Annotated in this window: 21 protein-coding genes; 14 read left to right on the top strand and 7 right to left on the bottom strand. The window is 59.2% G+C overall.

The features are described 5' to 3' along the window. Window positions 1-9 precede the first annotated feature (9 nt). Genes PH5382_RS01450 through moaA form a run of 3 tightly spaced genes read right to left on the bottom strand, consistent with a single transcriptional unit; the run spans window position 10 to window position 3,399 of the window. A complete protein-coding gene (locus PH5382_RS01450; protein WP_058332554.1) occupies window positions 10-1,053 on the bottom strand; it encodes a glycosyltransferase family 4 protein in 1,044 nt (347 codons plus the stop codon). Beyond that, the gene (locus tag PH5382_RS01445; protein WP_058332553.1) at window positions 1,050-2,378 is read right to left on the bottom strand and encodes a 3-deoxy-D-manno-octulosonic acid transferase; all 1,329 of its coding nucleotides are present in this window, start codon (window positions 2,376-2,378) and stop codon (window positions 1,050-1,052) included. Before PH5382_RS01445 ends, PH5382_RS01450 begins: the two co-directional genes overlap by 4 nt. Before the next feature lie 10 nt (window positions 2,379-2,388). Then, window positions 2,389-3,399, bottom strand: a complete 1,011-nt coding sequence (gene moaA, locus PH5382_RS01440) for a GTP 3',8-cyclase MoaA (protein ID WP_058332552.1) — start codon at window positions 3,397-3,399, stop codon at window positions 2,389-2,391. Between the two features lie 101 nt (window positions 3,400-3,500). Between moaA and PH5382_RS01435 the strand changes: the two genes are divergently transcribed. After that, window positions 3,501-4,016: a lipoprotein gene (locus PH5382_RS01435; RefSeq protein WP_058332551.1), complete on the top strand. Its 516-nt coding sequence runs from the start codon at window positions 3,501-3,503 to the stop codon at window positions 4,014-4,016. 262 nt (window positions 4,017-4,278) lie between these two features. Here PH5382_RS01435 and PH5382_RS01430 read toward each other — a convergent pair whose 3' ends face one another. Genes PH5382_RS01430 through glmU form a run of 3 tightly spaced genes read right to left on the bottom strand, consistent with a single transcriptional unit; the run spans window position 4,279 to window position 8,204 of the window. After that, window positions 4,279-5,019, bottom strand: a complete 741-nt coding sequence (locus PH5382_RS01430; protein WP_058332550.1) for a DNA alkylation repair protein — start codon at window positions 5,017-5,019, stop codon at window positions 4,279-4,281. Between the two features lie 4 nt (window positions 5,020-5,023). Continuing rightward, on the bottom strand, window positions 5,024-6,847 hold the full coding sequence (glmS, locus tag PH5382_RS01425; RefSeq protein WP_058332549.1) for a glutamine--fructose-6-phosphate transaminase (isomerizing): 1,824 nt from the start codon (window positions 6,845-6,847) through the stop codon (window positions 5,024-5,026). Window position 6,848: 1 nt separating this feature from the next. Continuing rightward, entirely contained in the window at window positions 6,849-8,204 is a 1,356-nt protein-coding gene (gene glmU / locus PH5382_RS01420) for a bifunctional UDP-N-acetylglucosamine diphosphorylase/glucosamine-1-phosphate N-acetyltransferase GlmU (protein WP_058332548.1), read from the bottom strand. A 141-nt stretch (window positions 8,205-8,345) separates the two neighbouring features. Between glmU and PH5382_RS01415 the strand changes: the two genes are divergently transcribed. From PH5382_RS01415 to PH5382_RS01405, 3 genes are all read left to right on the top strand, one after another. Next, the gene (locus tag PH5382_RS01415) at window positions 8,346-9,008 is read left to right on the top strand and encodes an HAD-IA family hydrolase (RefSeq protein WP_058332547.1); all 663 of its coding nucleotides are present in this window, start codon (window positions 8,346-8,348) and stop codon (window positions 9,006-9,008) included. Between the two features lie 79 nt (window positions 9,009-9,087). Next, window positions 9,088-10,284 (top strand): DegT/DnrJ/EryC1/StrS family aminotransferase, encoded by a 1,197-nt coding sequence (locus tag PH5382_RS01410; RefSeq protein WP_058332546.1) that lies wholly within the window; start codon window positions 9,088-9,090, stop codon window positions 10,282-10,284. A gap of 243 nt (window positions 10,285-10,527) precedes the next feature. Further along, on the top strand, window positions 10,528-11,688 hold the full coding sequence (locus PH5382_RS01405) for an isovaleryl-CoA dehydrogenase (RefSeq protein ID WP_058332545.1): 1,161 nt from the start codon (window positions 10,528-10,530) through the stop codon (window positions 11,686-11,688). 99 nt (window positions 11,689-11,787) lie between these two features. Here the strand turns inward: PH5382_RS01405 and PH5382_RS01400 are convergent, their stop codons facing one another. Next, window positions 11,788-12,390, bottom strand: a complete 603-nt coding sequence (locus tag PH5382_RS01400) for an OmpW/AlkL family protein (protein WP_058332544.1) — start codon at window positions 12,388-12,390, stop codon at window positions 11,788-11,790. Between the two features lie 150 nt (window positions 12,391-12,540). Here PH5382_RS01400 and PH5382_RS01395 point away from each other — a divergent pair, with 150 nt between their 5' ends. The 10 genes from PH5382_RS01395 to PH5382_RS01350 all read left to right on the top strand — a co-directional run bounded on the left by PH5382_RS01395 (window position 12,541) and on the right by PH5382_RS01350 (window position 23,672). Continuing rightward, the gene (locus PH5382_RS01395) at window positions 12,541-14,091 is read left to right on the top strand and encodes an AMP-binding protein (RefSeq protein ID WP_058332543.1); all 1,551 of its coding nucleotides are present in this window, start codon (window positions 12,541-12,543) and stop codon (window positions 14,089-14,091) included. Continuing rightward, a complete protein-coding gene (locus PH5382_RS01390) occupies window positions 14,088-15,692 on the top strand; it encodes a carboxyl transferase domain-containing protein (protein WP_058332542.1) in 1,605 nt (534 codons plus the stop codon). Before PH5382_RS01395 ends, PH5382_RS01390 begins: the two co-directional genes overlap by 4 nt. 87 nt (window positions 15,693-15,779) lie before the next feature. Beyond that, on the top strand, window positions 15,780-17,714 hold the full coding sequence (locus PH5382_RS01385; RefSeq protein ID WP_058332541.1) for an acetyl/propionyl/methylcrotonyl-CoA carboxylase subunit alpha: 1,935 nt from the start codon (window positions 15,780-15,782) through the stop codon (window positions 17,712-17,714). An 81-nt stretch (window positions 17,715-17,795) separates the two neighbouring features. After that, a complete protein-coding gene (locus PH5382_RS01380; protein ID WP_058332667.1) occupies window positions 17,796-18,653 on the top strand; it encodes a hydroxymethylglutaryl-CoA lyase in 858 nt (285 codons plus the stop codon). A 51-nt stretch (window positions 18,654-18,704) separates the two neighbouring features. Continuing rightward, window positions 18,705-19,487: a crotonase/enoyl-CoA hydratase family protein gene (locus PH5382_RS01375; protein ID WP_058332540.1), complete on the top strand. Its 783-nt coding sequence runs from the start codon at window positions 18,705-18,707 to the stop codon at window positions 19,485-19,487. Between the two features lie 272 nt (window positions 19,488-19,759). After that, window positions 19,760-20,125, top strand: a complete 366-nt coding sequence (locus PH5382_RS01370; RefSeq protein ID WP_058332539.1) for an NADH-quinone oxidoreductase subunit A — start codon at window positions 19,760-19,762, stop codon at window positions 20,123-20,125. Then, window positions 20,116-20,649: a NuoB/complex I 20 kDa subunit family protein gene (locus PH5382_RS01365; RefSeq protein ID WP_082645529.1), complete on the top strand. Its 534-nt coding sequence runs from the start codon at window positions 20,116-20,118 to the stop codon at window positions 20,647-20,649. Before PH5382_RS01370 ends, PH5382_RS01365 begins: the two co-directional genes overlap by 10 nt. A 22-nt stretch (window positions 20,650-20,671) precedes the next feature. Beyond that, entirely contained in the window at window positions 20,672-21,277 is a 606-nt protein-coding gene (locus PH5382_RS01360; RefSeq protein WP_058332537.1) for an NADH-quinone oxidoreductase subunit C, read from the top strand. Beyond that, window positions 21,277-22,488: an NADH-quinone oxidoreductase subunit D gene (locus PH5382_RS01355; protein WP_058332666.1), complete on the top strand. Its 1,212-nt coding sequence runs from the start codon at window positions 21,277-21,279 to the stop codon at window positions 22,486-22,488. Before PH5382_RS01360 ends, PH5382_RS01355 begins: the two co-directional genes overlap by 1 nt. Beyond that, window positions 22,488-23,672: an NADH-quinone oxidoreductase subunit E gene (locus PH5382_RS01350; RefSeq protein ID WP_058332536.1), complete on the top strand. Its 1,185-nt coding sequence runs from the start codon at window positions 22,488-22,490 to the stop codon at window positions 23,670-23,672. Before PH5382_RS01355 ends, PH5382_RS01350 begins: the two co-directional genes overlap by 1 nt. The last annotated feature ends 29 nt before the right edge of the window (window positions 23,673-23,701 follow it).

Below are 23,701 nucleotides of genomic sequence, written 5' to 3'. Positions count from 1 at the left end.
ATAGAGTGCCTAACCTTTGCGCCAAAGCTCTTGATAGACGGTGTCGATGCCTTGGGCCTCATGGGTGGCGCTAAAGCTATGTTGGGCAATTTCGCGTGCAGACTGCGCCATTGCGGCGTGTCTCCCCTTGTCCAGCAGCAGGGAAAGCGCCGCTGTAGCGGCATCTTCGGCGGCCTCAAGCGGCACTACCAGACCACTTTTGCCCTGTGCGCAAAAAGCTTGATAATATCCGGTCTTCGAGCCGATGAAAGGCACGCCGCTGGCCATACCTTCGAGCGGCACCATGCCGTAGCCCTCATAGCGGGGAAGCTGCATCACCAGGGATAGCGCACGCATGACCTTTGGCAGATCAGCAGCGGCGATTTCGCCGGGAAACACAATACGGTCGGTCAGACCAGCCGCTGCGATCCGGCTCTTCAGGTCTTTCAGAAACCCCTGGTGTTCACGGCTGGCCCGGCCCAGAACAAGAGCCGTTGCGCCAGGTAGCTGAGGCAGCAGGCGCAGCATGGCTTCGACAAAAAGATCGGTGCCCTTTTCGGGCCGAATGCGCCCGATGCTGGCGATCCCCATGCTGCCGCCGTAGCCCAATGCCTTCCAGGCCGTTTTGCGGTTTTCAGCCGGGCAAAAGGTGTCGGTATCGACCCCATGTGGCACCACGGCGCGCACATGCGGGACAAAGGCTGCGGCCTCGTCGGTGGTGGCGACCACCGCATCCATGCGCGAAATCAGCCAGCGGGGCAGGGCGGAATGACGCCGTTGAGCGGCTGAGGTGAAGACGACACGGATCGGCAGGCGCAGGACATCCCGGCTCCAGATGGCGGCGCGCATTTCGGTGTTGCGGCGCACATGCCAGATGGCAAAGGGAAGGCTGGCCGTAGGGCTGCGGGACATCCGCCGCGCCGTCGCCAATGTGATGGGGGCGGGACAGGCGGGCAGCGGCTGGCCTACCAGTTGCAAGTCATAGGTCTTTTGCTGTTGGCGCAGAACATTTGCGCAGGTGGCCGAAACCCCCGTGAAGTTCTTGTTGAAATTAGTGACAAAAAGTTCGCTCATGCGTCGCTTTCCAATGCGAGGCCGGATATCAACCGGTCAATGACCTGATCCAATTGTCCGGCTTGCTGTTGGGCAAAATCACTGGCCCTTCTGCGCGCCTGATCCAGTGTGTCTGGCTGGGAGATCCAGAGGTCCAGGGTAGTCGCCAACGCCTCTGCATCGGCCACTTCGATTGCGCCACCCGCCGCGATCATCGGCGGAAAGGTCTCGGCGAAATTACTGTAGCCGGGACCGGTCAGCACGGCAGCTCCGGCTTTTGCCACTTCGAAGGGGTTGTGCCCACCAATGGGCAGGAAGGAGCCACCGAGAAAGACCAGAGGCGACAGTGCGTACCAGGTGCCCAGCTCTCCCAATGTGTCGGCGAGATAGATCTGGACCGTGTCATCCACCGGCGCGCCTTTGCTGCGCTGCGCCACGGACAATCCTTGAGCGCGGGCAAGCTGGGCGACCTCGTCGCCGCGTTCGGGATGGCGCGGGGCCAGCAGCAGGCAGAGATCGGGATGAGATTTGAGCAGACTGTGATGGGCGGCAAGCACAGCTTCCTCTTCGCCCTCATGGGTGGAACTGGCAATCCAGAGCGGCCGATCGCCAAGCGTCTGGCGCATCTCGGCCTCCAGCGTTGCATCCACGGGCAGGGCCTCGGCTCCGGCCTTCAGATTTCCGCTGGGAAAGACGTTCTCTGGTTTCGCGCCAAGCGACAACAGGCTTTGTGCCATCTGGTCGTTCTGGGTCAACACAAGGTCGAACAAGCCCAGGACGTAACGGGCTGTTGGTTCCTTTTTACGCCAGCTTGCGATCGAGCGTTCAGACAGGCGGGCATTGACCAGCGCCAGTTTGACCCCCTGCGTCCTGGCGGCAGACAGGGTGACCGGCCAAAGCTCGCTTTCGACAAAAACCCCGGCATCGGGGCGCCAATGCGCCAGAAATCTCTGGACAGGGCCGGGGGCATCCAGCGGTGCAAACTGGTGCTGGCAACAGGCAGGTATACGTTTTTCCGCCATAGCAGCGGAGGTGGCGGTGCCCGAGGTTAGCAGAAAACGTGCCTGTGGCAGGCGTTCTGCCAGCCGGTTGATCAGGGTGATGGCTGCCAGGCTTTCTCCGACGGAAGCGCCATGAAACCAGATCAACGGAGATGATCCTTTCAGGACCGGACGTGGCGCGCTGGAGTATCCCAGACGCTCACGTTGGCGGAGCCTGCTTACATTCTGGCCGGCAAGCTTTGCTGCGACCTTGCGATAGGCAAAAGGGGCGATCAGCCGTGTGAGGGTCCGATAGACATGGAATAGCAGGGTCGGCGAGGCGTCGCCGGGCGCGTCATGAGACATCGACTGCTGCTTAACCGCCTGTATGGCTCATGTGGCGGGACATGGTGCCTGCCACTTCCTGTCGGGAATAGTCAAAATCATGGCCTTTGGGTTTGTCACCGATGGCTGCGCGAATGGCATCGTCCAGTAGATCAGGTCCATCCACGCTGGCCCGCAGCGGAGCGCGCAGATCCGCAGAGCCCTCCTGGCCAAGGCAGGTGTAAATCTCACCAGTACAGGTGATGCGTACCCGGTTGCAGCTTTCGCAAAAATTATGGCTAAGCGGCGTAATGAAGCCGATCTTCTGGCCGGTTTCAGCGAGCTGCACATAGCGGGCAGGACCACCGGAGCGTTCCGAGAGATCGCTGACGGAATAGTGGTTTTCGTATTCGGCGCGCACATCTTTCAGAGACCAGAATTGGCCGATGCGGTTTTCGCTGCCGATGTCCTCGCCCATTGGCATCACTTCGATCCAGGTCAGGTCCATATCACGCTCGGCGCACCAGCGGGTGATCGCAGGCAGCTCTTCTTCGTTGAAGCCTTTGAGGGCAACGGCGTTGATCTTGACACGAAGCCCGGCCTTTTGCGCCGCATCAATGCCGCGCAGCAACTGGGCCAGACGCCCCCAGCGGGTCACCCGGGCGAATTTCTCTTCGTCCAGGGTATCAAGCGAAATATTGACCCGCCGCACCCCGGCCGCAAACAGCGCTTCAGAGTATTTCTCCAGCTGAGAGCCATTGGTGGTCAGCGTCAGTTCCTTGAGAGCACCAGTCTCCAGGTGCCGCGACATCGCTTGAAAAAAGGTCATGATATCACGCCGCACCAAAGGCTCGCCGCCAGTGATGCGCAGCTTTTCGACACCCATGTTGATAAACGCGCTACAAAGACGATCCAGCTCTTCCAGCGTCAGCAGCTCTTTCTTGGGCAGAAAGGTCATGTTTTCGGACATGCAATAGACACATCGGAAATCACAGCGGTCCGTAACAGAGACACGCAGATAAGTGATGGCGCGGGCGAATGGATCGATCAGCGGAGCTTTCATGCAGTATAGCTAAAGCGCAGACCCGCCTAGGGCAAGAGTAGAGTGGTATTTCCACTGCTTTCAGGCTGGCAAAACAGCAATTCCGCAGCTAATCTTTGAGGATGAAAAAGATGTTTTTGATCCTCAGCTCTGCGACGTTGCTTGCGGCCTGCAACAGCCTGCAGTGGAATTCCGACATTCTTGGAGGCGGCTCCGCGAAAACGGAACCTGTGCCACAGGGGACGTCCGATCTGGGTGCATCCGATCCGGGTGCGCCGCTTTCGGCGCTGAACCCCGAGGCAACCGCTGCGGTGGCAGCTGATCCTGTAGCGGCGGCGCAGTCCGCAGCACAAGCGACTGATCTAGCCAGTGCAGCGGCCCCGGTTTTTTCAGGGCGTGCCAGCACGGTTGCGGGCTTGGGGGATCCCTCGATCCCAGGGCTGTGGATGGAGACGCCGCTGGTCAGTTCAGAGCAAAGAGCACGCCTGCGTAGCCCCAAAGGCACTGAAGTGACCGTGACGTTGAGGCCAATTGCGGGGTCTGCGACGGCAGGAAGCCGGTTGTCTATCAGTGCTATGCGGGCTCTTGGTGCGCCCCTTACCGAACTGATCGAAGTGCAGGTTCTGCCCGCGACCTGATGGGCAATTCCATCAAGACTTTCAAATGATACAGTATCCGCTGGGTTGAATGACTCGGATTGAAACTCGGATTGAAACTCGGATTGAAACTCGGATTGAAACAAGGGTCCCTTTCTTTTGAAGAGGGGCCCTTGTTTCATTTTTTTGAGTCCTGTTCGGCTTTGGCCAAGTTGGTCGGCTGTTGCCTGTGAAGTCCTGTGAAGTCCAGTCGTGACATCCGGCAGTGCACATCAGCAACGACAGACTAGCGCAGTTCAGTTCGTCACAAGTTCTCTGGGGACGCGTTCTGATCGGCAGGTTTGGCTGCAACAGGGGTTTTCAGATACTTGCCGGCCTCTTTGCGGGCAAAGGGCTTCATGGCGTCACCATGTTGGGCCAGAAAGCTGTGACTGGCCTCTGCGTCATGCTTGCTCAGATCTCGGATCCACCAGGCGATGGATTTCTGGATGAACCAGTTGCGATCCGGCACATAAGACGCAGCCCAACCCAGAATGCGGTCCCGACGGGCCTGATCCTCGGGCTTCAGATGGTTCAGTTTGGCCCAAGGCAGGCAAGCGACCAGAGCCGCGCGGCGGGTCCAGATGTGATCGGAAGTGGTCCAGGTCTCCACATCATCAAGCCGCGCAGGGTCGGCCACCAGCCGCTTTTGTGCCGCCATGCAGGCGTGATCGGCAATCGCCCAGCCATCGAAATCGGGCAGCCAGCTTTGCAGCAGGTTCCAGACTTCGGTATCTTCCTTGATCCGGGCCTGGGTCAGCAGTTTGGCGGCGGCAATCCGGGCCTCGAAGATATCCGTTTTCCACAGCTCATCTGCCAGGCTCAGACGGTCTGCCAGGCTCAGATCCTGGCGCCACGCTTTGGTGATATCGTTGAGTGCGGTGTTGGGAACCCCCAGCACCGGGCGGCTTTGCTTGTGATAGGCAACCATCTGTTCAACGCGGTCAGGTTCGGCTGCGGCGGTCAGTGCGGCGAGGGCCTCTTCGAGGGGGATGTTCAGGGTCATGGTATCACTCCACCGTTACGGATTTGGCAAGATTGCGTGGCTGATCCACATCCGTGCCCTTGGCCACGGCCGTATGATAGGCCAGCATTTGGGCGGGGAGCGCATAAAGTATCGGTGTGAGGTTCTCGTGGACCTGGGGCATCTGGATCGAACTCCAGACCTCATCCCCGGCTGTTTCCAGCCCGGCAGCATCGGAAATCAACAAAACCTTGCCCTTGCGCGCCATGACCTCCTGCATGTTGGAAATGGATTTGTCGAACAACCTGTCACGCGGCGCCATAACCACCACCGGCATCTGTTTGTCAATCAGCGCGATGGGGCCGTGTTTCAGCTCGCCGGACGCATAGGCTTCGGCGTGGATGTAGCTGATCTCTTTCAGCTTCAGCGCGCCCTCAAGGGCCAGCGGGAACATCAGCCCACGCCCTAAAAACAGCACATCACGCGCCTCGCTCAGCTTCTGTGCAGTCTGACGGATGGCGTCGTTCTGCTCGAGACCAGCGGCCAGCACATTCGGCAGCCCGCGCAGGGCGGTAACATGCGTCTGCAGATCTTCGTCGCTTATGACACCGCGATCCGAGGCGGCCTTGAGCGCCAGCATCAGCAACACACTCAGCTGACAGGTGAAGGCCTTGGTCGAGGCGACGCCAATCTCGACACCGGCATGGATCGGCAGCGCCAGATCGCTTTCGCGCGCGATAGAGCTTTCGGGGACATTGACCACTGACAGGATTTTGTCGGCCTTGCCTTCGCAGTAGCGTAGCGCGGCAAGTGTATCAGCCGTCTCACCGGATTGCGACACAAACAGCGCCGCCGTCTTGCCGGGAATGGGCGGCTCGCGATAGCGGAACTCAGAGGCGATATCGACTTCGACCGGCAGGCGGGCGATCTGTTCGAACCAGTATTTGGCGGTCAGGCAGGCATAAAAAGCGGTACCACAGGCGACCATGGTCAGCCGGTCGATTTGGGAAAAATCAATCTCGGCACCGGGTAGATGCACACGGTCCTCGCCAACCAGCAGGTAGTGGCGGATGGCCTCGGCGATGACGGTGGGCTGTTCGGCGATTTCCTTGGCCATGAAATGCTTGTGGCCAGCTTTGTCGACCTGACCAACATCGATCTGGATGGTCTTGATGGCGCGATTGGCGAGCTGGCCGTTTTCATCGCGGATTTCCAGGCTGGTGCGCGTGAGCACAGCGCGGTCGCCTTCTTCAAGATAGGTGATGCGATCGGTGAGCGGGGCAAGGGCGATGGCATCGCTGCCGACAAACATCTCTCCATCGCCGTGACCGATTGCCAGGGGGGAGCCACGACGGGCGGCCACCATCAGATCCTCTTCGCCGTCAAACAGGAACGCCAGCGCAAAGGCGCCTTCGAGTTTATCAAGGGTCTGGTTGGCGGCCTCTACAGGGGACGATCCTTCATCAAGGTAGCGCTGGGTCATCAGGGCGACGGTTTCGGTATCGGTTTCGGTCTGAAACTCGATACCGCACCCGGCCAATTCCGCGCGCAATTCGCGGTAGTTCTCAATGATGCCATTGTGGACCACAGCAACGCCACCGGCGCGATGCGGATGGGCATTGCCCACCGAGGGCACCCCATGGGTGGCCCAGCGGGTGTGGCCGATGCCGGACTTTCCGGGCAGCGGATCATGCACCAGCAAGTCACTCAGGTTCACCAGTTTGCCCAGGGCCCGGCGACGTCCCAGCGTGCCATTGTTGACCGTGGCAATGCCGGCGCTGTCGTAACCGCGATATTCTAGCCGTTTCAGGGCCTCAACCAGAATGGGGGCTGCCTCATGATTGCCAAGGACTCCTACGATGCCGCACATGTTATTCGGATCCTTTCACAAGACGAGCCTTTTTCGCACGCAGAATGTCCATCAGCTTGCGGGCACGACCGGGTTTGTTTTCCTGTTTGGCGCGCGCAATGGCCAGTGCGCCATCCTCGACATCCTGCGTCACCACGGTGCCCGAAGCGGTCATCGCCTCGTTGCCGACTTTGACAGGAGCCACCAGTAGCGTGTTGGAGCCAATGAAGCTGCGTGCGCCGATCTCGGTGCGGTGCTTCATCACGCCATCATAGTTGCAGGTGATGGTGCCGGCGCCGATATTGCTGGCCTTGCCGACCGAGGCATCGCCGATGTAGCTCAGGTGGTTGACCTTGGCACCTTCGGCGATTTCAGCGTTTTTGATCTCAACAAAGTTGCCGATATGGGTGTCTTCGGCGAGCTCTGCGCCGGGGCGCAGACGCGCATAGGGGCCAACCTTGGCACCGCGGCTGACATGGCAGCCCTCCAGATGCGAAAAGGCGCGGATCAAGGCGCCGCTCTCAATCGTGACACCGGGGCCAAAGACCACATTGGGTTCAATCACCGTGTCGCGGCCAATGACCGTGTCAAAGGCCAGATAGACCGTATCTGGCGCCATCAGGGTGACACCCAGCTCCATCAGCTCAGCGCGGGCCTTGCTCTGAAACAATGCGTCGGCGCGGGCCAGATCGCTGCGTGAATTCACACCCAATGTTTCGGCCTCGTCACAGGCCACGGCAGTCACTGTGCGGCCTGCAGTGCGAGCCAGTTCTACCAAATCGGTGAGGTAATATTCGCCCGAGGCATTGTCATTGCCGATCTTGGCAAGCAAATCGAACATCAGCGCCGCATCACAGGCCATCAGGCCGGAATTGCAGAAGGTGAGCGCGCGTTCGGCCTCTGTGGCGTCTTTGTATTCGACGATCCGTTCCAGGCTGTCACCCTGCATGACCAGGCGTCCATAGCGGCCTGGATCTGCAGCCTCAAAACCCAGAATGACCAGATCAGCGCTGGTGCGGGCGGCGACCATCCTCTCCAGCGTATCGGCGCTGACAAAGGGGGTGTCGCCATAAAGAACCACAACGTCGCCTTCAAACCCCTGCAGGGCCTCGCGGGCCTGATCCACTGCATGGGAAGTGCCAAGCTGTTCTTCTTGCAGGACAACTTCGGCTTCCTCGTCAATTTCAGTGACGGCGTTGCGCACCAAATCAGCACCATGCCCTGCCACCACAACAGTGCGGGCAGGATCAAGCGCACGACCGCTGCGCATGGCATGTTCCAGCATCGACGCCTGGGCAATGGGGTGCAGAACCTTGGGCAGGTCTGAGTTCATCCGGGTGCCTTTGCCTGCGGCGAGGATGACGAGGGCTGTGCTCATGATTGCTTTTCTCTTTGTCTTTTTTGCGCCCCCGTTTTATCCGCTAACAGGGGCGGCGCAAGCCATAGTGCCATCAAACATGGTTGCGGCTTGCAATATTGAACAGCGAAAACACGCCGAGTGCGGCCGAGTGAGGAAAACATGCGAACGGTTATCTTTGATCTGGACGGAACACTTGCCGATACATCAGGCGATCTTTTGGCGGCGGCAAATGCCTGTTTCCGCCAGATGGGGCTGGGAGATGTCCTGACCGAACCCGGCGATGCGGCGACAGCGCTGCGTGGTGGCAAGATGATGCTGACGGCCGGCTTGAAACGGGTCGGTCAGTATGACGTGCAAACCGTTGACGACTACTACCCGGTCCTGCTCGAGGCGTATCAAGGTGCCATTCATCACCATAGTTATCTTTATCCCGGTGCCATGGATGCGGTCGAGGCGTTGAAAACTGCGGGCTACGGTGTGGGGATCTGCACCAACAAGCCCGAAGCCCTGGCCGAGCAGCTGATGCAGTCCCTTGGGGTGCGGGATGCTTTTGCCTCGCTCGTTGGTGCGGATACCTTGCCGGTGCGCAAACCTGACCCGGCGCCTCTGTTTGAGGCGGCACGCCGTGCCGGAGGGGATCCGGCAAAAACCATCTTGATTGGCGACAGTGACACCGATCGCAACACATCCGCCAATGCAGGCGTGCCTTCGGTGCTGGTGACCTTTGGCCCTGCGGGGGGCGATATGGCCGCGCTGAAGCCCGAGGCACTGTTGCATCGCTATGAGGATCTTCCGGGGCTTGTAGCTGAACTGATCGGCTGATCCCGCAACTCAGTTTCGGGTTTTCCATCGCGCATTCTTCCCCCTTGACCAGGGGCAAGGGGCGGCTCACAAATGCGCCATGAGTGAGAAATTTACCGGTAGCTTCACCCAGCAAGAAGCCCTTCCTGAGGCGGCAATCGAGGCCGCCTTGAACGTCATGCGCCACGGCCGCCTGCATCGCTACAATGTGGCCGAAGGAGAGTTGGGGGAGACGGCGCTGCTGGAGCAGGAGTTCGCAGCTCAGGTTGGGGCGAAATATTGCCTTGCGGTGGCTTCGGGCGGCTATGCCATGGCGACTGCACTGCGGGCGGTGGGCGTAAAACATGGCGACAGGGTGCTGACCAATGCCTTTACGCTGGCGCCTGTGCCGGGATCGATTGCTTCGGTCGGGGCAGAGCCCGTGTTTGTGGATGTTACTGAAAATCTGACAATCGATCTGGAAGATCTGGCGGCCAAGGCAGATCAGGCCAAGGTGCTGATGCTGAGCCACATGCGCGGGCATCTGTGTGACATGGATCGTCTGATGCAGATCTGTGATAACGCGGGCATTATCGTGATCGAGGATTGCGCCCATACCATGGGGGCGGCCTGGAACGGGGTGCCCTCGGGTCGGCAAGGTTCTGTAGGCTGTTATTCCTGTCAGACCTACAAGCATGTGAATTCGGGCGAGGGCGGGCTATTTGTCACTGACGATGCCGAGATCGCAGCGCGGGCCATCATGCTGTCGGGGTCTTACATGCTGTTCGAACGCCATCTGGCGGCGCCGCCCGCTGAAGCGTTTGAGCAGGTGAAATTCGAGACGCCAAACATTTCCGGTCGCATGGACAATCTGCGGGCTGCGATCTTGCGCCCGCAACTGCGTGATCTGGAGACACAGGTCGCGCGCTGGAATGCGCGTTATCAGGTGATCGAAGCCGGGCTGCGCGACACGCCGGGCCTTACGGTGGTAGAGCGCCCGGAGGCCGAGACCTATGTGGGCTCGTCCATCCAGCTTCTGTTGCTGGACTGGGCTGCTGACGCGCTGCAGGAGGTGATCGCCCGCTGTGCTGCGCGCGGGGTGGAGCTGAAATGGTTCGGCCCGCCAGAACCTGTCGCTTTTACCTCACGCTATGACAGCTGGCGCTATGCCAAGGCTCAGAGCTTGCCAAAAAGCGATCGCATCCTTGCAGGGATCGTTGATATGCGGGTGCCGCTGACCTTTAGTCTGGAGGACTGCGCCCAGATTGCCCGGATCATCCAGGCCGAGGTCAGTGCGGTTTTTCAGGCCGCAAGCTAAAGCGGATTGTCCGGCGCGTGAGCTGACCGCATTTGAACCATAGATATTTGCCTAAAAAGAGCCTCCGTGACGGGGACTCTTTTTGCGTTGCACGGCCTAGTTGGGCGCGGCAACTGCGGCGTCGTGACCTGCCGTTGCGACGCAAGATGTGGCGCGGGGGATTGACCCGAATCGCCGTTGCACCGTATGAAATGAACAACTGTTCAGATAATTTGCTGATAACTCGGAAAAAGGGAGCACGTCATGTTCAACGCAAGCATGCAATTCGATCTCGGAGAAGAAGTGAACGCACTGCGCGACATGGTGCACCGCTGGGCGCAGGATCGCGTCAAGCCGATGGCGCAGGAGATCGACCAGAAAAATGAATTCCCACCAGAGCTGTGGAAAGAGATGGGCGATCTGGGCCTGCTGGGCATTACCGTGCCCGAGGAATTCGGCGGCGCTGGCATGTCCTATCTGGCCCATACCGTGGCAGTCGAAGAAGTGGCGCGGGCCTCTGCTTCGGTGTCGCTGTCTTATGGCGCGCATTCCAATCTCTGCGTCAACCAGATCAAGCTGAACGCAACAGATGAGCAGAAAAAGAAATATCTGCCCGGCCTGGTCTCCGGTGAACATGTCGGCGCGCTGGCAATGTCCGAAGCGGGCGCAGGCTCTGACGTGGTGTCGATGTCACTGCGGGCAGAAAAGCGCAATGATCACTACCGTCTGAACGGCAATAAATACTGGATCACCAATGGCCCCGATGCCGACACGCTGGTGGTTTATGCCAAGACCGACCCGGATGCAGGTTCCAAGGGGATCACTGCCTTTATCATCGAGAAATCGATGAAAGGCTTCTCGACCTCGCCGCATTTCGACAAGCTGGGCATGCGTGGGTCAAACACCGCCGAGCTGATCTTTGACGATTGCGAAGTGCCGTTTGAAAACGTGCTGGGCGAAGAGGGCCGGGGCGTTAAAGTTCTGATGTCTGGCCTCGACTACGAACGTGTGGTGCTGGCTGGAATCGGTACCGGGATCATGGCCGCCTGCATGGACGAAATGATGCCCTACCTGAAAGAGCGCAAACAGTTCGGTCAGCCCATCGGGAACTTTCAGCTGATGCAGGCCAAGATCGCCGATATGTACACCGCAATGAACTCGGCCCGCGCCTATATCTACGAGGTCGCCAAGGCCTGCGATAAAGGCACTGTAACCCGTCAGGATGCGGCCGCCTGCTGTCTCTATGCCTCGGAACAGGCCATGGTGCAGTCGCATCAGGCGGTTCAGGCGCTGGGCGGCGCGGGCTATCTGTCCGACAACCCCGTTGGCCGGATCTTCCGCGACGCCAAGCTGATGGAAATTGGCGCTGGCACCTCTGAAATCCGACGCATGCTGATCGGTCGCGAGCTGATGGGTACGATGTAAGTCAAACAAAACCCCACCTGCCCGAGGGAGAACAGGTGGGGTTTGCAGAACTGGGTGGCAGGCCCGCGCGGGCCCGCCGGTAGATGTTAGATCAAAGGATCAGAACCTGTGAACGTAGCTGACGCCAATGGTGACCGGATCGATCTCGGCTTTGCCGATGGACGCACCGTTCAGGTAGGCGTCGGATTCGATATCCATGTAGCGCACGTTCAGGCGCAACGCGCCATTGTCAGAGATCTGCCAGTCGGCACCAGCCTGGAGCGCAAAGCCCCAGCTGTCGTCCAGCTTCAGCACACCCAAGCCGGATTCCTCCTCAAAGAAGGTGGTGTAGTTGATACCGGCACCGACAAAGGGCTTGATCTTGCCCTTAGTGGGAAAGTGGTAGTTCAGCGACAGGGTGGGCGGCAGTTGCTTGGCTGTGCCTGCAAAGGCACCACCGATATTGATGTCGTGCTCAAAGGGGGTCGCGGCCAACAGCTCGATACCGATGTTGTCACGGATGAAGTACTCAACAGTCAGCGAGATCTGAGTGTCGTCATTGATGGTTGCAGCAGCACCAGCCAACATCCCGTTGTCGGACTTGGGATTGACGTTGATAATACCAGCACCAAAGGTCCAGTCGCCCTGAGATTGAGCAAGGGCTGGGGTGGCGAAAGCCGCACATGCGGTGATCAAGGCCAAGGTGGAAGCGGTGCGTTTCATGGGGGAAATCCCTTTTCTTGTATTTACCCTGTCTCTGTGCACTTTTTGGCTGATGTTTCCTCTGATCTGGATCAAGCAGGATCGGGCTTTCCCTTTGGGAATGTTGGAAAATACTGCATACCCGTTATGCAAATTGGGAATGGCTGAAAGATGACCAATATGACGAAGAATCCCGGCCTGTTGGCAGATGGATCCTGGGCGCTGCCTGCGCAGCTGAACATGGCGCAGCAAGCGATGGATCATCCCGGTGCTTCGTTGGCGATCCTTGATCTGACAGGGCCAGAACGTCGCGATATCACCCATGCAGACCTGGCAGAGATGGTAGATGGTCTGGCGCGCTATCTGATGACCCGCATTCAGCCCGGAGACCGGGTTGGCGTGTTACTGAGCCAGTCGCCTTGGTGCGCAGCCTCTCATCTGGCGATCTGGAAACTGGGGGCGATCTCTGTGCCCCTGTTCAAATTGTTCAAACGCGACGCGCTGGCGTCGCGGGCCGGGGATGCAGGTGTTTCCTTTGTGCTGACCGATCCTGAAGGTGCGGATCTGCTGGGGGATCTGGCCGAGGCGGTGATGGTGGATCAGGTCTCGCTACCTGGCGGTCCGGTGGAGTTTGCAGAAACGACGCCAGAGACCCCCGCCATCCTGATCTATACTTCTGGCACCACAGGCAGCCCCAAGGGCGCGCTGCATGCACATCGGGTGCTGACGGGGCATCTGCCGGGCGTCGCCAGCAGCCATGACCATCTCGGCCAGCCTAGAGACTGCCTTTGGACGCCCGCGGACTGGGCCTGGATTGGCGGTTTGTTCGATGTTTTGATGCCGGGCCTCGCGCTGGGCGTGCCTGTGGTTGCGGCACGACTGGACAAGTTCACGCCAGAGGCCTGTGCCGATCTGATTGCACGCGGCGATGTGCGCAATGTGTTCTTCCCGCCCACAGCCCTGCGTATGCTGAAAGCAGCCGGGCAGGGGCTCGCCGGTCTGCGCTCGGTTGCCTCTGGCGGAGAGCCCCTGGGCGCAGAGATGCTCGCTTGGGGGCGGGCGAACTTTGGCGTGACCATCAACGAATTCTATGGCCAGACCGAATGCAATATGGTGGCTTCCTCCTGTGGTGCTGACTACGCGCCGCGCCCGGGTTGCATTGGCAAGGCGGTTCCGGGCCACGAAGTGGCCGTGATCAATGAGGCTGGCACCCCCACCGATCAGGAGGGCGATGTTGCCGTGCGTCGAGGGTCTGCCTCGATGATGCTACGATACTGGAACCGCCCGGAAGAGACGGCTGCCAAATTCAATGGCGACTGGCTGGTGACCGGCGACCGCGGCATTTTTGAAGGGGATTTCCTGCGGTTCGTGGGCCGCGAAGACGACGTGATCACCTCCGCCGGCTACCGTATTGGCCCCGCCGAGATCGAAGACTGTCTGATGACCCACCCGGCGGTTGCCACTGTCGGTGTCGTTGGCAAGCCAGATCCGTTGCGGACGGAAATTGTCAAAGCCTACGTGGTCTTGAAGGGCGATGTTTCAGCAACCGAAAAAGAACTGCAGACCTATGTCAAAGACAGGCTTGCTCACTATTCCTACCCTCGTGAAATCGCCTTTGTGGAGGCCCTGCCAATGACTGTGACCGGCAAGGTGATCCGCAAAGACCTGAAGGCCCGTGCGGCCCAGGAATGCGCAGAACTGCAACAGGAGTCTTCCTCATGAAACTCAAATCAAAGGCGATGCCTTCTTCCGAAGGCTTCAAGGCAAACAAGGCAGCGCATCTTGATGCACTGGCGCAGATTTCTGACGTGGCCGAGGCTGCACGTCTGGGCGGCGGCGAGAAATCCCGCGCTCGTCATGAAAGCCGTGGCAAGATGTTGCCGCGTCGCCGGGTGGCAAACCTGCTGGATCCGGGGTCTCCGTTCCTTGAGGTTGGCGCAACCGCAGCCCACAACATGTATGACGGAGCCGCGCCAGCAGCGGGTGTGATCGCAGGCATTGGCCGCGTCCACGGCCAAGAGGTCATGGTGGTCTGCAACGATGCCACCGTGAAAGGTGGCACCTATTTCCCGATGACGGTGAAAAAACACCTGCGCGCGCAGGAGATCGCCGAGGAAAACCGCCTGCCCTGTATCTACCTGGTCGACAGCGGTGGCGCCAACCTGCCGCAACAGGACGAGGTCTTCCCGGACCGCGACCATTTTGGTCGTATCTTCTATAATCAGGCCCGCATGTCTTCCAAGGGCATTCCGCAAATTGCCGTCGTCATGGGATCGTGTACCGCAGGCGGTGCTTATGTGCCTGCGATGTCCGACGTCACCATTATCGTCAAAGAACAGGGCACGATTTTCCTCGCAGGTCCCCCCTTGGTAAAGGCCGCAACCGGCGAGGTGGTCTCGGCCGAGGATCTTGGCGGTGGCGATGTGCACACGCGCCTTTCAGGCGTGGCGGACTATCTGGCCGAAGATGACGCCCATGCCTTGGCACTGGCACGTCGCGCGGTGCAGTCGCTCAACATCCTCAAGCCACAAACGGTGAACTGGGCCAGCCCGGAAGAGCCCGCCTATGATCCCGAAGAGATTTTGGGCGTGGTGCCGGGGGATCTGCGCACGCCTTATGACATTCGCGAAGTGATCGCGCGCCTGGTGGATGGCTCGCGCTTTGATGAATTCAAACCGCGCTATGGTGAGACATTGGTCACCGGCTTTGCTCATGTCAAAGGCTGCCCGGTGGGCATCATTGCCAACAATGGCGTGTTGTTCTCGGAAGCGGCCCAGAAGGGCGCGCATTTTGTCGAGCTCTGCTCGCAGCGCAAAATTCCACTGGTCTTTTTGCAAAACATCACCGGCTTCATGGTAGGCCGTAAATATGAAAACGAAGGCATTGCCCGCCACGGCGCAAAGATGGTGACGGCTGTTGCCTCAACCAATGTGCCCAAGATCACCATGCTGGTCGGCGGCTCTTTTGGGGCGGGCAACTACGGTATGGCCGGTCGCGCTTATCAGCCGCGCTTTCTGTGGACCTGGCCTAATTCGCGCATCTCTGTGATGGGCGGCGAACAGGCTGCTGGCGTGCTAGCAACGGTGAAACGCGATGCGATTGAACGTCAGGGCGGCAACTGGTCGGCGGATGAAGAAGCTCAGTTCAAGCAGCCCACCATCGATATGTTCGAAGAACAAAGCCACCCGCTGTATGCATCGGCGCGGCTTTGGGATGACGGCATTATTGATCCGCGCAAATCGCGGGATGTGCTGGCGCTTTCGCTGAGTGCTGCCTTGAATGCCGAAATAGATGAAACAAAGTTCGGCGTCTTCCGGATGTAGGCCGACCCCTTTTCATCTTTCCAAAAATATTCCGGGGGTCCGGGGGCAGCGCCTCCGGTCCGACGTTCCAGACAAAGGACCAACCCCATGTTCGATAAAATTCTGATTGCCAACCGCGGTGAAATTGCCTGCCGTGTGATCGAAACCGCCCGGTCCATGGGCGTAAAGACAGTGGCGGTTTATTCCGACGCTGACCGGGCCTCCAAACATGTGGTCATGGCGGATGAAGCCTTCCACATCGGCCACGGGCCAGCCCCGGCTGACAGCTATCTGCTGGGTGATGAAATCATCGCCATCGCCAAACAATCCGGGGCCAAGGCCATCCATCCGGGTTATGGGTTTCTGTCTGAAAACCCAGATTTTGTCGACGCAGTCGAGACCGCAGGCCTCGTCTTCATCGGTCCTTCAGCGGATGCGATCCGCAAGATGGGTTTGAAAGACGCGGCCAAGGTGTTGATGGAGAAGGCAGGCGTGCCCGTCGTGCCCGGCTATCACGGCTCCAATCAGGATACCGACCATTTGTGGGGCGCAGCTGATGCAATCGGCTATCCGGTGCTGATCAAAGCGGTGGCCGGAGGCGGCGGCAAGGGCATGCGTCTGGTTGAGCGGTCCGAAGACTTCACCGATGCTCTGGCGAGTGCGCAGGGCGAAGCCACCACCTCTTTTGGCAATGCGGATGTCCTGATCGAGAAATACATCCAGCAGCCGCGCCACATCGAGATCCAGGTCTTTGGCGACGGCACTCATGCGGTGCACTTGTTTGAACGCGATTGTTCGTTGCAGCGTCGCCACCAAAAGGTGATCGAGGAAGCCCCCGCACCGGGTATGACGCAAGAAATGCGGGATGCAATGGGGCAGGCGGGCGTGCGCGCCGCCGAGGCGATCGGCTACAAAGGGGCCGGTACGGTCGAATTCATCGTTGATGGCACCAATGGTCTGCGCGCCGATGGCTTTTGGTTCATGGAGATGAATACCCGCCTGCAGGTAGAACACCCGGTGAGTGAGCTGATCACCGGCGTTGATCTGGTCGAGTGGCAGCTGCGTGTAGCTGCGGGGGAAACTCTGCCTGCGCAACAGGGCGAGCTGTCGATCACTGGCCATGCTTTCGAGGCTCGGCTCTACGCAGAAGACGTGCCAAAAGGGTTTTTGCCTGCCACCGGCACGCTGACCCATCTGCACTTCCCCGCTGGCTGCCGCGCCGACAGTGGCGTGCGCGCGGGCGACACCATCAGTCCCTGGTATGACCCGATGATCTCCAAGGTGATTGTGCATGGCCCAACCCGCGAAATCGCCTTGTCGCGCCTGTCGCAGGCGCTGGAGGGAACCGAGGTCGGCGGCACCGTCACCAATCTGGCCTTCCTTGGCGCTTTGGCCGCCCATGCGGGTTTTGCCAAAGGTGATGTGGATACCGGGCTGATCGCCCGTGATCTGGACGCATTGGTCGCCGCCCCCGAGGTGAAGCCGCATCACCGGGCAGCGGCTGCGATGCAGGCTCTCGATCTGGTCGAGGCAACCTGGGATACAGGGTTCACACTCTGGGCGGATTTGCATCGTTCGGTGCATCTGATGCATCAGGACGAGATATTCGAGGCCATGGTGGAGGTCGACGGGCCGGATCGCCAGATCTGGACCATCGGCGAGGACCAGATTGTTGCCAACCGTATTGGTGGCCGCTGGGATCTGGGCGGGCACAGCTTGCCGACCCTGTCGCAGGCCGGTGCGCGCATCACCGTCTACGATGACTACGGCCTGGTCTTTGACGTGATTGATCCGCTGGATCGTGATGCCAGCGCTGGCGGCGATCTCAATGTGATCGAGGCGCCGATGCCGGGTCTGGTCAAGGCGGTCTTTGCTAAACCAGGCGACGCGGTAAAAGAGGGCGACCGACTCGCCATTTTGGAAGCCATGAAGATGGAGCATTCTTTGCTGGCGGCGCGCGATGGTGTGGTGGCCGAGGTTCTGGCTACCGATGGCGATCAGGTCGAAGCCGGCGCAGCACTGGTGCGTCTGGAAGAAGACTGAGGCGATCCATTCAGGCGGCGCCTTTCGGGGCGTCGTTCGGGATCAGGAATTTTGAGCAAAATGAAAGAGGGGGCGGGGGGCATGACGCAAACTGTCGAAATCTTTGAGATGGGGCCGCGTGACGGGCTGCAGAACGAAAAACGCGAAATCCCGGTGGCAGAGAAAATCGCCCTGGTGGATTGCCTGTCCGAGGCAGGTTTTCGCCGGATCGAGGTGGCGAGCTTTGTGTCCCCCAAATGGGTGCCGCAGATGGCCGGCAGCGCCGAGGTTCTTGCCGGTATTCGTCGAGCGCCGGGGGTGTCCTATGCGGCATTGACGCCGAATATGCGCGGCTACGAAGATGCGGTGGCGGCAAAGGCTGACGAGATTGCCGTCTTTGCTTCGGCCTCGGAAGGGTTTTCCAAGGCTAATATCAACGCGAGCATTGCCGAAAGCATCGAGCGGTTCAAACCCATCATGGAGGCCGCTGCCGCGATCGGTCTGCCGGTGCGCGGCTATGTCTCCTGCGTGACGGATTGCCCTTTTGACGGCGCGACCGCTCCGGACCAGGTCGCACTGGTGGCGGAAACCTTGCATCTGATGGGCTGCTATGAGGTGTCGCTAGGCGACACCATTGGGCAGGGCACACCGGACTCCATCAGCAAAATGCTGACTGCCGTAACGAAACGGGTGCCAGCAACGCAGCTGGCCGGCCATTATCACGACACGGCAGGGCGGGCACTGGCAAATATCGAAGCCTCGCTGGATCATGGCGTTCGGGTGTTCGATGCCGCAGTCGGCGGGCTGGGCGGTTGCCCCTATGCGCCGGGTGCCGCGGGCAATGTCGCCACCGAGGCTGTTCAGGATCACCTGACAGCTCTTGGCTATGAAACGGGCCTGGATCGGGCGGTTTTGGGCAGGGCTGCAGAAATGGCAAGGGCTATGCGCAGCCCCGACTGAGCTGAGGCTTGGCCGCGAGATTGCGCATCAAAGAGGCAAGAGGGAAGAGAGATGTACAAAACGGTTTTGATCGAAACGGATACGCGCGGTGTTGCGACACTGACGCTGAACCGTGCCGAAAAGCACAATGCAATGTCTGGTGAGATGCTGCTGGAAATCAAGGCGGCGGCAGCGCAGCTTGCGGCAGATGACAAGGTGCGCGTCGTGGTGCTGACCGGGGCGGGCAAGAGTTTCTGCGCTGGCGGCGATCTGGGGTGGATGCAAAAGCAAATGCAGGCGGATGCGGCGACGCGCGCCTCTGAAGCGCGTATTCTGGCAGAAACGCTGATGTTGCTGAACACGCTGCCCAAACCGCTGATCGGCGCCATTCAGGGCAATGCCTTTGGCGGTGGTGTCGGTATGGCCTCGGTCTGTGATGTGGCGATCGGTGTTGATCACCTGAAGATGGGTCTGACGGAAACCAAGCTCGGCCTGATCCCGGCCACCATCGGCCCCTATGTCGTCGCGCGAATGGGCGAAGCCTGCGCGCGTCGGGTCTTTATGTCGGCCCGTCTGTTTGGCGCAGCCGAGGCGGTGGATCTGGGGCTGCTGGCAAAGACGGTCCCGGCCGAGGATCTTGCCGCTGCTGTCGAGGCCGAAGTCGTCCCCTATCTGTCCTGTGCACCGGGTGCTGTGGCAGCCGCGAAAAAACTGACCCGTGATCTGGGACCGCGTCTGGACGATGCTGTGATCGACATGACCATTCAGGCGCTGGTGGATCGTTGGGAAGGCGACGAGGCCTCTGAGGGAATCGGCGCCTTCTTTGACAAGCGCAAACCGCGCTGGCAGGGGTGAACAAAGCAGTTTTTTGAATGTGTATTTGAATGTGTTTATGTTCGGGCGCCGCAGCTTTTTGCGGCGCCTTTCCTTATGGAAATAATAAGAAATTAACTCCTAAAGCTGCAAATAGCGCTAAGTGATGCGGCAGGGTCGCGACTTGTGCAGAAAGGCTCTCTCTTCATCATCGGTTCGGTTGACGATGCGGGGGTGCGCGAGTAGACACGACGCCAAGTCAACACGCCAATTGACGGCGCGCGAGAATCCGCGCGCTCGGAAAGGAGCCACTCGTGGAAGAGATGTTGCGGGAATACCTCCCGATTCTGGTGTTTCTGATCGTCGCGGTCGGACTGGGAATTGTTCTTATCTTGGCGGCAGTTGTGCTGGCCGTGCGCAATCCGGATCCAGAAAAAGTCAGCGCCTATGAATGCGGTTTCAACGCATTTGATGACGCGCGTATGAAATTCGATGTGCGGTTTTATCTGGTGTCGATTCTGTTCATCATTTTTGATCTGGAAATTGCTTTCCTCTTTCCCTGGGCCGTCGGCTTCAAGGACATGAGCGATACCGGTTTCTGGTCGATGATGGTGTTCCTGGCCGTTCTGACCATCGGCTTTGCCTATGAATGGAAGAAGGGAGCTCTGGAATGGGAGTGATGACCGGAGCCAATACCGCTGGGGTCGACAAAGAGGTTGTCACCCAGGCTCTGAACGCAGAGCTGCAGGACAAGGGCTTCCTGCTGACTTCGACCGAAGACATCATCAACTGGGCCCGCACCGGTTCGCTGCACTGGATGACCTTTGGTCTGGCCTGTTGCGCTGTTGAGATGATGCATACCTCAATGCCACGCTATGATGCCGAACGGTTCGGCATTGCCCCGCGTGCCTCCCCGCGTCAGTCCGACGTGATGATTGTGGCCGGGACCCTGACCAACAAGATGGCACCGGCACTGCGCAAAGTCTATGACCAGATGCCCGAGCCACGCTACGTGATTTCCATGGGCTCTTGTGCCAATGGCGGTGGCTATTACCACTACCGCTATTCGGTGGTGCGCGGTTGTGACCGCATCGTACCGGTAGATATCTACGTGCCGGGCTGCCCGCCCACTGCTGAGGCCCTGCTTTATGGTCTGATGCAGCTGCAGCGTAAAATCCGCCGTACCGGCACCCTGGTGCGCTAAGCGATCTGGCTGGAGAGACAAAATGACTGAAGCACTGCAAGAACTTGGTACTCAGATCGCAGCCAAACGCCCGGACTGTGTTCTGTCCTGGGCTATCGCTTTTGGTGAATTGAACGTCGATGTGGCCCCGGCCAATATCGCCGGTCTGGTTGAGTTTCTGAAAACCGACAGCAACTGCAAGTTTTCCTCGCTGGTGGATATCACCGCCGTAGATTACCCCGAGCGCGGCAAGCGCTTTGACGTGGTTTATCACTTCCTGTCGATGTATCGGAACCAACGCATTCGCCTGCGGGTCTCCATCCGCGAAGACGACATGGTACCTTCGATCACCGATGTGCATCCTTCGGCCAATTGGTTTGAGCGCGAAGTTTTCGACATGTTTGGCATCCTGTTTTCTGGCCACCCGGATCTGCGTCGCATCCTCACCGACTATGGCTTTCGCGGCTATCCGTTGCGCAAGGATTTCCCCACTACGGGCTACACCGAAGTGCGCTATGACGAGGCCGAAAAGCGCGTTGTCTATGAGCCGGTGAACCTGGTGCAGGAATACCGTCAGTTTGATTTCATGTCTCCCTGGGAAGGTGCCGAATACATTCTGCCCGGTGATGAAAAAGAGGGGGCGAAATGATGGACGGTTCCAAGTTTGACGACGCCGTAACCGGCGAGCAGAAAATCCGTAACTTCAACATCAACTTTGGCCCTCAGCACCCGGCGGCACACGGCGTCTTGCGTCTGGTGCTGGAACTCGACGGCGAGATCGTAGAGCGGTGTGACCCGCACATCGGCCTGCTGCACCGTGGCACCGAAAAGCTGATGGAAAGCCGCACCTATCTGCAGAACCTGCCGTATTTTGATCGGCTTGATTATGTAGCACCGATGAACCAGGAACACGCCTGGTGTCTCGCCATTGAAAAGTTGACCGGCGTTGAAGTTCCACGCCGTGGCTCTCTGATCCGGGTGCTCTACTCCGAGATCGGCCGCATTCTGAACCACCTGCTGAACGTGACCACGCAGGCCATGGACGTGGGCGCGTTGACGCCGCCGCTCTGGGGCTTTGAAGAACGCGAAAAGCTGATGTGTTTTTATGAGCGCGCCTGTGGTGCCCGTCTGCACGCTGCTTATTTCCGCCCCGGTGGTGTGCATCAGGACATACCTGACGATCTGCTTGACGATATCGACCTCTGGGCGATCGAATTCCCCAAAGTTCTGGCGGATATTGATGGGCTTCTGACTGAGAACCGCATCTTCAAGCAGCGCAACTGCGATATCGGCGTCGTCACCGAAGAAGAGATTCTGGACTACGGTTTCTCTGGTGTGATGGTGCGTGGATCCGGCATGGCCTGGGATCTGCGTCGCGCACAGCCCTATGAATGCTATGATGAGTTCGATTTCCAGATTCCCGTGGGCAAGAATGGTGACTGCTATGATCGCTATCTGGTGCGGATGGAAGAGATGCGCCAGTCGCTGTCGATCATCCGTCAAGCGATTGCCAAACTGCGCGAAGCCACCGGTGACGTGCTGGCGCGTGGCAAGATCACGCCGCCCAAACGTGGTGACATGAAGACCTCGATGGAGAGCCTCATTCACCATTTCAAACTCTACACCGAAGGCTTTCACGTGCCCGCCGGTGAGGTCTATGCCGCCGTTGAAGCCCCCAAGGGCGAATTCGGTGTTTATCTGGTGGCAGATGGGTCCAACAAACCCTACCGCAGCAAGATCCGCGCGCCGGGCTTCCTGCACCTGCAGGCCATGGACCACGTTGCAAAAGGCCATCAGCTGGCCGACGTCGCTGCCATCATTGGCACCATGGACGTCGTATTTGGAGAGATTGACCGCTAATGCTTCGTCGCCTTCATTCCGAACAGCCCGAAAGCTTTGCTTTCACGCCAGACAACCAGAAATGGGCCGAGGCGCAACTGACCAAATTCCCCGAAGGCCGCCAGGCCTCGGCTGTGATCCCACTGTTGTGGCGCGCGCAGGAGCAGGAAGGCTGGGTCTCCAAGCCTGCGATTGAATATATCGCCGACATGCTGGGTATGGCCTATATTCGGGTGCTCGAAGTGGCCTCCTTCTACTTCATGTTCCAGATGCAGCCCACGGGCTCCGTCGCGCATGTGCAGGTCTGCGGGACTTTGTCCTGCATGATCTGCGGCGCGGAAGATCTGATCGCGGTCTGCAAAGACAAGATTGCGCCCAAGCCCTTTACCCTGTCGGCAGATGGCAAGTTCACCTGGGAAGAGGTCGAGTGTCTGGGGGCTTGTACCAATGCGCCCATGGCACAGATCGGCAAGGACTATTACGAGGATCTCACAGCTGAGGGCTTTGCCCAGATGCTGGACGATCTGGCCGCTGGTAAAGCGGTTGTGCCGGGGCCGCAGAACGGTCGTTATGCGGCAGAGCCCAAATCAGGTCTGACCTCTCTGACCGAATATGACAGCGGCAAGACGCAGTATAACGCTTCTGTCCAGCTGGCGACTGATATTGGCGATGGTGTGAAACGTATCCAGGGCGACGAAGTCCCCCTGCTGACGCCTTGGATTGGCAAGGATGGTGTGGTTGCTGGCCGTGCGGCGACTGACGCTCCACCCAAGGCCGCTGAAGCCCCCAAACCTGCTGTGAAACAGGCGAAAGAGGCTAAGAAAAAAGAGGCTGAAAAAGCTGCACCTGCGAAAAAGGCAGAAGCCAAACCTGTAGCTGCCAAGCCAGAAAAAACCGCTGAGGTGGCTGAAGCGGCACCCGAAACGCTGAAAGAGGCGCGGGGCGGTCTGGCGGATGATCTGAAACTGCTCAAGGGCGTTGGCCCCAAGCTGGAGCAGACCCTGAACGAGCTTGGCTTCTTCCACTTTGATCAGATTGCAGCCTGGGGCGCGGCCGAAGTGGCTTGGGTCGACAGCCGATTGACCTTCAAGGGGCGCATTGAGCGGGATGGCTGGATTGCACAGGCTGCCAAATTGGCGGTGGGCGACGAAACAGATTTTGCCAAGAAGGCCAAGAAAGACGGCCGTTACGACGACGACAAATGAGTAAATGACAGTGATCTGTGCCACTTCAA

Origin of the sequence: Phaeobacter sp. CECT 5382 (assembly GCF_001457775.1) — a bacterium.
GTDB lineage: Bacteria > Pseudomonadota > Alphaproteobacteria > Rhodobacterales > Rhodobacteraceae > Pseudophaeobacter.
This window is presented reverse-complemented; position numbering and strand designations above follow the sequence as displayed.